The organism is Streptomyces adustus (assembly GCF_009377175.1).
GTDB classification, from domain to species: domain Bacteria; phylum Actinomycetota; class Actinomycetes; order Streptomycetales; family Streptomycetaceae; genus Streptomyces; species Streptomyces adustus.
The window spans coordinates 1-11,721 of record NZ_VJZD01000282.1 but is presented as its reverse complement, the minus strand read 5'-3'; the positions used below and the strand labels follow the sequence as shown (position 1 = coordinate 11,721).

General features: G+C 69.1%; 9 protein-coding genes, 1 pseudogene and 2 CRISPR repeat arrays. Of the genes and pseudogenes, 6 read left to right on the top strand and 4 right to left on the bottom strand.

Annotated features, from left to right (window positions below; translation table 11 throughout):
• Positions 1-780 precede the first annotated feature (780 nt).
• The 4 genes from FNH09_RS50355 (at position 781) to FNH09_RS39790 (ending at position 3,958) form a co-directional block, all read left to right on the top strand.
• Positions 781-1,404 (top strand): hypothetical protein, encoded by a 624-nt coding sequence (locus FNH09_RS50355; protein WP_202919855.1) that lies wholly within the window; start codon positions 781-783, stop codon positions 1,402-1,404.
• Positions 1,405-1,451: 47 nt separating this feature from the next.
• Positions 1,452-1,790, top strand: coding sequence for a hypothetical protein (locus FNH09_RS39800; protein ID WP_238427386.1), 339 nt, complete (start codon positions 1,452-1,454; stop codon positions 1,788-1,790).
• A 125-nt stretch (positions 1,791-1,915) separates the two neighbouring features.
• The gene (locus FNH09_RS39795) at positions 1,916-2,608 is read left to right on the top strand and encodes a hypothetical protein (protein ID WP_152894748.1); all 693 of its coding nucleotides are present in this window, start codon (positions 1,916-1,918) and stop codon (positions 2,606-2,608) included.
• A gap of 435 nt (positions 2,609-3,043) precedes the next feature.
• Positions 3,044-3,958 (top strand): replication-relaxation family protein, encoded by a 915-nt coding sequence (locus FNH09_RS39790; RefSeq protein ID WP_152894747.1) that lies wholly within the window; start codon positions 3,044-3,046, stop codon positions 3,956-3,958.
• A gap of 122 nt (positions 3,959-4,080) precedes the next feature.
• Here the strand turns inward: FNH09_RS39790 and FNH09_RS39785 are convergent, their stop codons facing one another.
• Complete coding sequence (locus FNH09_RS39785; RefSeq protein WP_152894746.1) at positions 4,081-4,311, bottom strand: hypothetical protein; 231 nt, start codon at positions 4,309-4,311, stop codon at positions 4,081-4,083.
• A gap of 1,003 nt (positions 4,312-5,314) precedes the next feature.
• Positions 5,315-6,187, bottom strand: a complete 873-nt coding sequence (locus FNH09_RS39775) for a hypothetical protein (RefSeq protein ID WP_152894744.1) — start codon at positions 6,185-6,187, stop codon at positions 5,315-5,317.
• A 194-nt stretch (positions 6,188-6,381) separates the two neighbouring features.
• Here FNH09_RS39775 and FNH09_RS39770 point away from each other — a divergent pair.
• Both FNH09_RS39770 and FNH09_RS39765 read left to right on the top strand, forming a co-directional pair.
• Positions 6,382-6,873 (top strand): annotated as a pseudogene (locus FNH09_RS39770) (DUF5753 domain-containing protein); the annotation flags it as partial.
• Complete coding sequence (locus FNH09_RS39765; RefSeq protein WP_162469797.1) at positions 6,874-7,104, top strand: DUF397 domain-containing protein; 231 nt, start codon at positions 6,874-6,876, stop codon at positions 7,102-7,104. It begins immediately after the preceding pseudogene.
• A 419-nt stretch (positions 7,105-7,523) separates the two neighbouring features.
• Positions 7,524-9,078: direct repeats of the CRISPR family, unit length 29 nt; unit sequence GGGACCATCCCCGCGGGTGCGGGGAGCAG.
• Positions 9,079-9,168: 90 nt separating this feature from the next.
• Positions 9,169-10,297: direct repeats of the CRISPR family, unit length 29 nt; unit sequence GGGACCATCCCCGCGGGTGCGGGGAGCAG.
• A 90-nt stretch (positions 10,298-10,387) separates the two neighbouring features.
• Here FNH09_RS39765 and cas2e read toward each other — a convergent pair.
• Together cas2e and cas1e are read right to left on the bottom strand one after the other, a co-directional pair.
• Positions 10,388-10,765, bottom strand: coding sequence for a type I-E CRISPR-associated endoribonuclease Cas2e (gene cas2e / locus FNH09_RS39760; protein ID WP_162469796.1), 378 nt, complete (start codon positions 10,763-10,765; stop codon positions 10,388-10,390).
• Positions 10,762-11,721, bottom strand: a 960-nt coding sequence (cas1e, locus tag FNH09_RS39755; RefSeq protein WP_152894742.1) for a type I-E CRISPR-associated endonuclease Cas1e, incomplete at its 5' end; no start/stop codon positions are given. The genes cas1e and cas2e, both read right to left, overlap by 4 nt.

Below are 11,721 nucleotides of genomic sequence, written 5' to 3'. Positions count from 1 at the left end.
GCGGAGGGGCGGAGGTGGCGTTCGGTACGGAGCCGTGGTGGTGGTTGTGGATGACCTTGCCAGTGACCGGGCCGTGGAATTCGCCGTCCGGGATGTGGATGTGATCGCCGTCGTACGTGTTGCTCATCGCGCAGCCCCCCGTCTCACTGACGGCATGTTAGGCGGGCGGGCGGATCCGGAGACGTGAACGGCGGAAACTACCTATAGCCAGGCACTGCCCATTCGTTCCGGGCTTCTGGGAGCCCTACGGTCTGAGCTGCGACTCTCCCGGACGCGATCTCCGCGCCCCTGGTCCCGGTCACCTGCGAGGACGTCTCGGCAGCCGACGATGGCGTGAGTGATCAAACTGACGAACTCCCAGGTCACGGTGTCCCTCCAAAGGAGCCACACCCATCAGAACCTGCGGAATGGGGGCCGAGCCTCCACCGTCCAGGGCGCAACGAACCAGGAGAAAGCTTCCTCATCGAAGCCCCTGCAGATTCCGCTTACGCATGCGGCTGACAACAGAACCGTAGGCGCCCCGAGAACGTCCACTCACGGTGAAAGCAGGGATACGGAAGGTGATGCCGAGTGGATCCGATTTCGGTCGCGTTGCTGGCAGCTCTGGCGGGGGGTGCCGGTGGTGAAGCTGGCCAACAAGCGTGGGCAGGACTGAGTGCTTTGGTGCGGCGCCCGTTCCGAACTAGCCGGGGCGCCGACCAGGTTCCGGCTATGAGTTCGGGTGAATCGGAGCTGGCCAGGTTGGAGGAGGTTCCAGAAGATCCATCCTGTGCGCAGGCTGTGAGCACCGCTTTGGCGGTGCGGGCTGCGCTGGACGCCGACTTCCACACCGGTCTGCAAAGGTGGCATGAGCAGGCGAAGCTCGTGTGCGCGGACAGCAGCGAGGGGCCCGACCGCAAGAAGCGGGCGGCGTTCCGCACGGTGCAGGCCAACAGTGCGCGCATCGTCGACGAGTGGCTGCCCGTCAAGGACTGGTCGACCGACGCGGTCAAGGAGTGGCACACCTACGCGCCGGTGCCGTACTGCTGGACATACGACTCGGCGCCGGGTGCGAGCGACTGGACCGGAACCTCCCGCTGCTCGTGCTCGCTGTGCGTCTTCGCCTCCCGCCACGACGTTCTGCTCTCCATCGGCCGGCGGCCGCGGCTTGCCGACCTGTACGCCGAGGTCGAACAGGTCGGAGGCGACAGCTTCCGCATCGACTGGCGCATCACCGATCTGATCCGGCACCCTGCGGCCTGCGGAGCGCCCGACCCCGGGGTGGTCTGTCCGGACGACGGCCCAGAGTTCACCGCCCTCGAGGAGCAGGTCCGCGCAGCGCTGGAGGAGAAGCCCCGCAAGAAGCCCGACCTGGCCCGGCGGACACGACGATCGCCGTGCGACGGCTATGCCGCTCCGCCCTGAGATTTCCCGCAAGCCTCTGATCTTTCTTGAAGGGCATACTGATGACGATGACGACCACCCAGCGCATCCTCGACCTCGCCGCGGCCGCACCAGCCACCCACGACGAGGACCTTGTGCTGCTCCTGCGCGAAGCGAGCGAGCTGTACCAGCAGGGGTTTGCCGACCTGCGCGACACGGTGGCGGCCCGCTTCGCCGGGCTGTCCGGCGGGGATCTGGTGGCGGCCGTGACCGCGGCCGGCATGCCGTGCGATGCATCCCAGGGGCGCGACGAGCTGGTCGTGCTGCTCGCCCTGGCCGAGTGGGAGATGACTCCGGCGGCCCTGGCCTACTCGGAGATGGCCGAGGACGCGGCTCGCCGCGGTGTGTGCCTGATCCCGGAGGAATGACTTCTTCCTCGCACCGGCCGGGAAAACCTGGGCATCGTACTGGACCCCCACCCCAAACTCCTGCCATTATGTGAGTTGCGAGCCGGGCAGGCCGGCTCACCTCCGACAGGACGGACACTTCTGCCATGACCTCGCGCCGTGAGCCTCGCCTGGCCGACGCTGCCGAGATCGCGGCTGAACAGGGCCTGACGCCCGCGCGGATCAGCGGCCTCTACAACGACCGCGCCAAGAACGGCTTCCCCGACATCGCCGACATGCGCGGCCGCGCCCGCCTGTGGGACCACGCGAAGGTCACCGAGTGGTTCACGAACCGCCCGCCGGCACGCCTGCGCGAGCACACACCGCCCGCCCGTGACCCGCGGGACCTGCTGAACGCCGCCGAGGCCTCGAGGTTTCTGGGCTACAAGAACCCCAACCAGGTCACCACCTTCGTCCGCGACCACCCCGGATACTTCCCCGACCCGGACGTCGTCGAAGAGCTGGGCACCACCGAAAACCCCTACCGCCGACAGCTGTGGCGCGTGCAGACCCTGCTGGACTGGATGGCCACCCGGCCCGGCCGCGGCAAGCGCGCCGGCGCCAAGCGCACTGCCCCCGCCCTGCCCGACGTCCCCGTCGACGGCGACCCCGACGAGCTCCTGGGAGCGACACAGGCCGCGGCACTTCTGGGGTTCAAGAGCATTAACAGCTTCTCCAGCAGCCTGTCCCAGGGCAATCTGCCCTTGCTGGAAACGCCCGACGCGCTCACGGAGAAGGGCGGGCGCCGGCGGTGGACGCGTCGGCGGATCCTCGAGCAGGCCGCCCAGCGCACCAAGTAGAAACCGGCGGTGAGCACCCTTTCGCCCACCGTCCCCCAGACGCGGCATCCGGTTACGGGTCGTTGGTCCCTTGCGGGCCGGGTGTCGCACGATGGCCGGCATGGCGTGGCTCGCCACCACGCCCCGCAGCAGCCCAGGCTGCTGCGGACCGGCCATCGCCGCACTTCTCCCGGGGGCGGCCGTTTCCTGGTCTGCTCGCTGCCCCTTGCCGCAGTGGTGGCGAACTCCCCTGCAGGAGCAAGCTGCTCTGGCGCTCGGGCTCGGCCCGTGGTCGGGGCCGTGGATGTCAGCCTTGGCGTAGAGCGCGAGGCTGTTTCGACTTCGTGACCATGGTCGGGGCTTCGTGGTGGGGGATCTGGTCGGGGCCTGCGGGTTTCCTCGGCAGCAACCGGAGGTCTCCGCCGGAGACCGCCACAGCCGAGGAGGAGACGTCTCATGAGCAGCGCCGCACGGAGCAATCCGGCGACGAAACCGGCCCCGAGTCCCGCTGAGCCCTTGGCCCACCAAGTGCTGGCGGGGCTCGCCCAGCACCGCATCGCCACCACCAGCCAGCTGCGCCGGATGCTGCGACCGGACGGCACCCGGCAGTTGATGTCCCGTGTTCTGAACAGGCTGCGCTCCGACGGCTTCGTCGACTGCACGGTGCTGCCGGACGCGAACCGGACCCGTACCAACGCCTGGTACCTCACGCAGGAAGGCGCGCGGCTGACCCGGGACCTGCCCGTCCTGCGGGGGCGGCCGCCTTACCCCATCACCTCGGCCACGGCAGCGTCGCTGAAAACCCCGCACACGCTCGCAGTCGTTCGCGCCCACCTCGCCTTCGCCGCAGACGCCCGCCGGCTCGGCCACGAGCACGGCCCCTGGGACTGGACCCCCGAGGTGTCCCACTCCATCGGCGAGGGCGAGCGTGTCGTGGCCGACGCAGTGATGCACTACACGGTCCTCGAGAGCGAACACCGGCGAAAGCTGCGCGCCTTCGTGGAAGTCGACCGCAGCACCATGAGCAGTGAGCGGCTGGCCGTGAAACTGATCGAGTACGCCCGCCTGTTCCAGTACGAGGCCCAGCCCGTCGGCCGGCGCAGGCCGGTCACCGCGGGTCCTGCGTGGCTGCGCTGGTATCCGGTCTTCCCCCGAGTGCTCTTCGTCCTTACCGGCGCATCCCGGGCCAGGCTGGAGAACCGGATGAGCGATCTGCAGGCGATGGTGGCCCAGCACCCGCTCGTGGCGAGCCTCGCCCGCGAAGTCCGCCTGGGAGCCGCCGTGCTGGAAGACCTGGAGCAGCACGGCCCCGCCCAGAGCATGTGGATACCTCTGACCGGCGGCAAGCCTCGCCCGTGGACGGATCTGTGAGCCACCGGCGTGAGCGATAACGGTTGATCAGCCTGCCGCCCCAGGACACCGGTCCCGGGGCGGCAGGCGTGTGTCTGAACCTTCGCGGCCGCTCGGATTGCGCTGGGCTCGTAGCCTGGACATCACGTGGCTTCTTCTGCATCGGCGGGGGCCAGCAGCCCGTCGCCCGGCCACAGGACGCACCCGGCTTCCGCCCACCCCAGTTGCCTGCCGACCTCGGCCAGGACCTCGATGCGTTCGGCGGGTCCATACGTCTGATGCCGCCCGAACTCCGGGTCGTAGACCCGTACCTCGCTGTGCGGGCCGGAGCAGGCCAGGCGGCTCGAGGTAACGCACGGCCTCGAGGAGGCCATTCCCGCAGATCCGGGAGCAGACCGCCGGGTCGCCAGCGAAGCGGTGGTAGTCGGGACCATCCGCGGGTGCGGGGAGCAGACGGCGATGCCGTGGGACCCTGGACCTTCCTGAGGACCATCCCCGCACGTGCGGGGAGCAGTGCGTGCTGACCACGAGCCGCTCGCGGAACGGGGGACCATCCCCGCGAGTACGGGAAGCAGCCGTCCGTGGGGTCCGGCCAGATGTCTGGCTTGGGACTATCCCCATGGGTGCGGGGAGCAGACCGTGTTGTCGCCGGTACCAGCGTCCACCGCGGGACCATCCCCGCGGGTGCGGGGAGCAGTAACCCATCTCCTCGGGCGTGGCGAGGTAGTAGGGACCATCCCCGCGGATACGGGGAGCAGAAGGCCGGGGTGGTCCGGTTCCGGTCGTAGACGGGACCATCCCCGCAGGTGCAGGGAGCAGCGGACCGAGACGCTGGCGCTCACGCTCCAGCAGGGGCCATCCCCGCAGGTGCGGGGAGCAGGTCGACGGGGTCAGTGCCTGATAGCGGAACCCGGGACCATCCCCGCGGGTGCGGGGAGCAGTCGTGGAACCTCTTCTCGGTCGTAGGCGGCTCGGGACCATCCCCGCGGGTGCGGGGAGCAGCGCCTCGACACGGTCAACGCGACCATCCGGACGGGACCATCCCCTCGGGTGCGGGGAGCAGGCCGCCAAGAGCGCGGTCGGCGCGTACGGGGCGGGACCATCCCTGCGGGTGCGGGGAGCAGGGAGCGAGGGTGATCTGCTGGAGTTCCACGCCGGGACCATCCCCGCGGGTGCGGGGAGCAGGACTCCCGGCCGGGGCCCACACCCCCTCGTGGGGGGGGCCATCCCCTCGGGTGCGGGGAGTAGATCTGGGCATGATGCGCGACACCTGTAAGGCAGCCGCTTCGTGACCCTGCCCATGCCCGCGGCCACCGCCGACTCGGATGCTGCCTGAGGTGAGCTCCGGCCGGGATCAGAGCTCTTGGTGAGGTGGCGTCAGCTCGCCTCTACGTCGTCGGGATCACCACCGTAGATGACGCGAGATGCGACCTCCATGGCGTCGCTCAAGTCGACGCCCGACGCCCGTATCTCCTCGGCTCCCTCTAGTTGGAGCTGGCACCACGTACAGCTCAGAGCCACAGCGGCCATAGGAGCCTCCGGTGACGTCAGGTCGGGTGCCGCCTTCACGATTGCCGTCCTGCGGCAGGCCGGGCAGCCCGCATTGCCAGTTACAGAGATGACGTCCTGGTCGACGTCAGAATTTACGTCCGCAAAGAAGAAAGTGAAAGAGGATTCTCGGGGCGTCCTGACCTTCTTGGGCAGGGGCAGCCCTTCAAGGCGATCATCAAGGCGATGTCTAGCCTGCTCGATGCGGAGCTGAACATCCCGCTCGATCTCGCTGCGCTGCCTGTCGATGGCGATGTCGACCGTACTCGTCCATCGCTCCCAGAATTTGTTATCCGGGATCTCGAGATGTTTCAGCATGGCCCTGATGTTCACTGCCAGGGTCGGAATCTGGGTCTTCGCCTCGTCGCCGCTAGAGGCGTGGACTGTGCCGTTGCGCTGGTCGAGCAACAATCTCAAAGCGCTGTCGTTCTTCAGGATGTCGAGACTTACCAACCGGGTCACGGCCTCCGAAGCGGTGATCGTATAGATCTTGGGCTTCTTCGTTGAGGAGAGAGTAACCTTGCCGCCCGCGATGTAAAGCGGGTTCAGGTTGCAGAGAACCGCCTTGGCCAACTTCTCCACAGCGACCCCCGCATGGAGAGCGAACTCGTCGTAGTCGGCACGACCATGGTCGTCCATAGCCCTGTGGGCAGCTTTCTTGGCGCCTTCAAAGAAGGTCTCGAAGGAGAAGGTGTCGTTCATGTGAGGACGATAACCGCACATGAAGTGCAGGTTTGAGTCGACCCGGAGCTTCTATGTGTCGCCAGTCTGCCACCGTCTGCTTGATTGACCCCGTGAGCGGAGATCGCGTGACTGCCATGTATGAGAACCTCAAGAACCGCCTGGCTGCCGAGCACCAGAACCGGGCAGCGTCAGGCGGCTGACCTCAGCTCGTCCCCGGTCTGCTGCAGACCCCCGAGTACGCCCACCAGGTGATCACCGCGATGCGCGTCGACCTGAGCGCCAAGCAGATCCAGGATCTGGTGGACGTGCGGATGAAGCGCCAGGCCCTGCTGGCCCGCGAGGACGCCCCGAAGCTGTGGGCGGTCATCGACGAGGCCGCCTTCCGTCGCATCGAGTCGATGCCGGCCACCCTCAAGGAACAGCTCGAGCACCTGCTGGACGTCGAGCCCCGCACGAACATCACGCTGCAGCTTCTGCCGTTCGACGCCGGATTCCACCCCGGCCTGTACGGGTCGTTCATGCTCATGGGATTCCCCGAGCCCAACCCGGACGTGGTCTGGGTGGAGAATCTGACGAACTCGGTGTACTTCGAGGGATCGGACGATGTGGGCAGCTACACCGAGGTCTTCGACCATCTGCGGGCCACGGCCCTCGGCCCGCCCGAGACCCGCAGCCGCATCAAGGACATGCTCAAGGAGCTGTAGGTGAGCAACACCAAGCCCAACCCCGCAGAGCTGGACTTCTCCGGCGTCGCCTGGGAGAAGAGCCCGTTCAGCGGGGGCAACGACAACTGCATGGAGTTCGGCGTGATCGGCGACTTGATTGCCGTGCGCGACTCCAAGCGCCCCGAACAGACCCCGCTCGTGTACACCCGGGACGAGATCGCCGCGATGCTGGCCGGAGCGAAGGCCGGCGCCTTCGATCACCTGGCCTGAGCCCCGGCCGTTTCGGGATACGGCCGCAAACGAAAGGCGGCGGCCGACCCCAGCGTTAGTGGGATCGGCCGCCGTCGCCATCCTCGCAGACCGAGGCAAGAGCGCAGGCCGCTTTCCCAGCGAGCACGACCTCATCCCCTGGGACTTGATCGACGTGCTGTTCCTGGCGGCTCCACCCGGTGGAAGACCTCGCCGGCCGCACATCGCCTGGCCCTGAGGGCCGCAGGAGCGAGGCATGGCCGTCCACATGGGTCGCGTCAACTCCCGTCGACGGCCGCGAATCGCGCAAGCATTCGAGTGCACCAGCTGGAACGGCACCTACCTCCCCCACCTAATGGGCCGGATGAACGAACTCCACACCACCCCAACTCTGTTCGAAGCCCACCCCGTCGACGACACGGACACTCCGGCCGCCCAGGAGAAGCATCCCCGCGGGTGCGGGGAGCAGAACTGGACCTTGTTCGCGGTCGTCGGCGGTTCGGGACCATCCCCGCGGGTGCGGGGAGCAGAGGCGCTCGTGCTCGGCGGCGTGCTCGGGGGAGGGACCATCCCCGCGGGTGCGGGGAGCAGAGGCGCTCGTGCTCGGCGGCGTGCTCGGGGGAGGGACCATCCCCGCGGGTGCGGGGAGCAGAGCTCGTTCTCACCGGCCGTCAGCCGCATTTCGGGACCATCCCCGCGGGTGCGGGGAGCAGATCCCCGGGCGCAGCAGTCGCAGCGCCTCCGCGGGACCATCCCCGCGGGTGCGGGGAGCAGGCCGTGCGCGAACGCCAGGCTGCGGGGGTCGTGGGACCATCCCCGCGGGTGCGGGGAGCAGTTCACTGGCACCGCCTACCTCGATGCACGCGGGGGACCATCCCCGCGGGTGCGGGGAGCAGCTCAGCCAGGGATTCCCCAAGCCGCAGCTCGTGGGACCATCCCCGCGGGTGCGGGGAGCAGGCCGGTCCTCCACCTCGCCGACTCCGGTGCCCCGGGACCATCCCCGCGGGTGCGGGGAGCAGTCGTAGGTGCCCCATGGGCCGGGGGTGGCGGCGGGACCATCCCCGCGGGTGCGGGGAGCAGTTCTTGATAGACGTCCACTTGTCGCTGAACCAGGGACCATCCCCGCGGGTGCGGGGAGCAGGGGCTGAAAGCCTCGGCGATCACCCGGACGTCGGGACCATCCCCGCGGGTGCGGGGAGCAGGCGGATGCTCCGCCCCGCCCCGTCTCCGGGGCGGGACCATCCCCGCGGGTGCGGGAAGCAGAGCCCGATCCCGCCCCGGAAAGTGAGTCCGCTGGGACCATCCCCGCGGGTGCGGGGAGCAGTGCTGGAGATCCTCCAGCTGAGACTGGAGCGCGGGACCATCCCCGCGGGTGCGGGGAGCAGGTGTTACCGCCGTCCGACGAGCGCGAGTTCGGGGGACCATCCCCGCGGGTGCGGGGAGCAGCAATCCATGGCGCGGTCGTTGAAAACCGTTCTAGGACCATCCCCGCGGGTGCGGGGAGCAGGGCCTCTTGTCCTCGCGCTTCTCGACCTCGCGGGGACCATCCCCGCGGGTGCGGGGAGCAGTTCTCGTTGGCGATGCGGGTGCGCTCGATGTCGGGACCATCCCCGCGGGTGCGGGGAGCAGCTGCGTGGATGCCGGCCCACGTCCAGGACGGGAGGACCATCCCCGCGGGTGCGGGGAGCAGGAGCTGGCCGACGACGTGCGCATGGTCCGCCAGGGACCATCCCCGCGGGTGCGGGGAGCAGGGAGTCGTCACCCGCGACACCGCGTGGACGACGGGACCATCCCCGCGGGTGCGGGGAGCAGGGAGTCGTCACCCGCGACACCGCGTGGACGACGGGACCATCCCCGCGGGTGCGGGGAGCAGGCCTTGAGCGAGTTGCTGCCCGCCGTGTGGTGGGGACCATCCCCGCGGGTGCGGGGAGCAGGGACGAGCAGGCCGCCAGCCCGTCGCGCCGTGGGGACCATCCCCGCGGGTGCGGGGAGCAGGCGTAGAAATCGAGGGCCCATTCCGTTCCGTCGGGACCATCCCCGCACCCGCGGGGATGGTCCCTCGACCGGCGCCCACGCTCCCGCCCCAGGGACCATCCCCGCGGGTGCGGGGAGCAGGTACATGCCCATGACGGCGGTTTCTCCTGGTGGGGACCATCCCCGCGGGTGCGGGGAGCAGGAGTTGCGTCAGCAGCGGCGACTGGTCGCGCCGGGACCATCCCCGCGGGTGCGGGGAGCAGCCTCCCGGCGTCCATGCCGGGGCAGAGTTTCGTGGGACCATCCCCGCGGGTGCGGGGAGCAGCGCGACGACCGCCCCATCCACGAGATCGACTGGGGACCATCCCCGCGGGTGCGGGGAGCAGCTGTAGGTGAGGAACCTGAAAGCTGTGGGGAAGGGACCATCCCCGCGGGTGCGGGGAGCAGGTCGAGTCGCTGCTGCAGCTCGGCCAGTTCCAGGGACCATCCCCGCGGGTGCGGGGAGCAGCTTGCGGCACAGTGCCGACCGCGACCGAAGCCGGGACCATCCCCGCGGGTGCGGGGAGCAGGCCGGCTCCGACGCTGAGACGATCTGCCGCTTGGGACCATCCCCGCGGGTGCGGGGAGCAGGTCTCCAGCGTGCCGGTGATCTTCACCAGGTCGGGACCATCCCCGCGGGTGCGGGGAGCAGGCGACCGCGATTCCCCTGGTCAAGCCCACCCTGGGACCATCCCCGCGGGTGCGGGGAGCAGGTCTGCAGGTTGCCGGTCATCGTGACGGCCGCGGGACCATCCCCGCGGGTGCGGGGAGCAGGTTGAGCAGTTGCTCGAAGATCTCGACCTGTGGGGACCATCCCCGCGGGTGCGGGGAGCAGGAGCCGGTGTTGCCTGCCGGGCAATAACGCTCGGGACCATCCCCGCGGGTGCGGGGAGCAGCCAGTGCTTAGCCCAAATCGCGGGCATCTTCGGGGACCATCCCCGCGGGTGCGGGGAGCAGCCCACCGGTCTGCAACTGCCACGCCGTGGCCAGGGACCATCCCCGCGGGTGCGGGGAGCAGAGCCCGTCACCCGCGTAGCTGGACTTGTCCCGGGGACCATCCCCGCGGGTGCGGGGAGCAGACGCCCCTTCTGGGCCTCTGAACAGGAACTTCGGGACCATCCCCGCGGGTGCGGGGAGCAGAAGGACTGGACGTTCGCCCGGGAACTCAGCTGGGGACCATCCCCGCGGGTGCGGGGAGCAGACTGAATGACCTGCAGTTTTACAGTCGTCGCCGCTGCTTTCTGACCACGTTCTCAGTTTCCGGCGAAAGGTTCATAGCGGGCACTCCTTGTCAGCTTCTGCCGAAGCGTCGTCGTTTGGATGCTTTGCTCCAGCCAGTTGGTGGGCTCTGGGCGCCTGCAGGTGAGGTGGTGCCCGGTGATGGACGGGGCGCGTTGGGGTCAGGACGGCGAATGAGGGTGATGCCCTCGTGGTCGGTTGGATGCCAGGCGTGGTCGTGGGTGCGGAAAGTGAAGCCCTGTTCGTTGTTGGTGGTGTGGGCGAGTAGGGCGCGGCCTTGGTCGGCGTACTGCTGGACTTCGTTCCAGAGAATGTCGCGGATGCGGGCGTTGGGGTTGCCGACGAACACGCCTGCTGAGATTTCGAGGAGCCAGCGGGTGAGGAAGCCGCGGAGGCCGGCGGGGCAGTTGGTGAGGACGATGACGGTCACCAGAGTCCGTCCCCGTAGTCGTCGGGGCCGTCGTAGTTGAGGCCGGAGGCGACGTGGTGGCCGCCGTCGCTCTGGAGCATGACCACGTCGCGGTCCTCGCCTGTGGGGGTGACGGCGGTCGTCTGCGGCAGCAGGAGTTGTTTGATGTCGTTGACGCATTGGTTGAGGAGGGAGGTTTCGTTGATGCGGTCGCGCAGGGCGCGGCGGGTGCGGGAGCCGACGTCTTCGTCGCCGAGGGCGGCGATGTCGAAGGCGAGGGGGATGCCGATCTGGGTTTTGTAGAGGTCGGCGATGTCGAGGACGAAGGAGAGTTCGTGGCCGGAGTGGACGAAGCCGAGAGCGGGGCTGCAGCCCAGTGAGGTGACGACGGCGTGGGCGATGCCGTACATGCACTGGGCGGCGGCAGTAATGGCCTGGTTGACGGCGTCGCCACTGGTGAAGTCGCCGGGGATGTAGCGGCGGCCGCGCCACGGTATGCCGGTGCGGGCGGCCTGGGCGCGGTAGCAGTCTTTGACTCTCTTGCCTTCGTGGCCGAGGAGTTCGCGTCGGGTGAGGCCGGCGGGGTCTTCGTCGGGGAAGCGCAGGCGGTACATCGCGCGGGCGACGGCCAGGCGGGTGCGGGGGTTGGCCCACTGCTGGGCCTGGGCTTCCATCAGGGCGGAGGAGCGGGTCAGGGCGCGGCCGGAGGCGTAGTAGCGCACGCCGTGTTCGCCGACCCAGGCGACGGCGGCGCCGGTTTCGCCCAGGACACTCATGGCCTGGTGGGTGACGCGGGTGCCGGGGCCGAGGAGGAGGGTGCCGATGGTGGCGGCGGGGATGTGGGTGGTGCCTTCGGCGTCCTGGGCGGTGATGGCGTTGGCGTCGCGGTGGACGGTGCAGCGTTCCAGATAGACGAATGAGAGGCGGTCTTCGGTGCGGGTGAGGTGTCTCGGGGTGAGGGCGGGGCGTTGGGAGAC

Excerpts from the sequence above, each read along its gene's own strand:
- FNH09_RS39775 (WP_152894744.1), bottom strand. The coding sequence starts at position 6,187 with ATGAACGACACCTTCTCCTTCGAGACCTTCTTTGAAGGCGCCAAGAAA.
- FNH09_RS39785 (WP_152894746.1), bottom strand. The coding sequence starts at position 4,311 with ATGGCCTCCTCGAGGCCGTGCGTTACCTCGAGCCGCCTGGCCTGCTCC.
- FNH09_RS39800 (WP_238427386.1), top strand. The coding sequence starts at position 1,452 with ATGACGACCACCCAGCGCATCCTCGACCTCGCCGCGGCCGCACCAGCC.
- FNH09_RS39790 (WP_152894747.1), top strand. The coding sequence starts at position 3,044 with ATGAGCAGCGCCGCACGGAGCAATCCGGCGACGAAACCGGCCCCGAGT.
- FNH09_RS39795 (WP_152894748.1), top strand. The coding sequence starts at position 1,916 with ATGACCTCGCGCCGTGAGCCTCGCCTGGCCGACGCTGCCGAGATCGCG.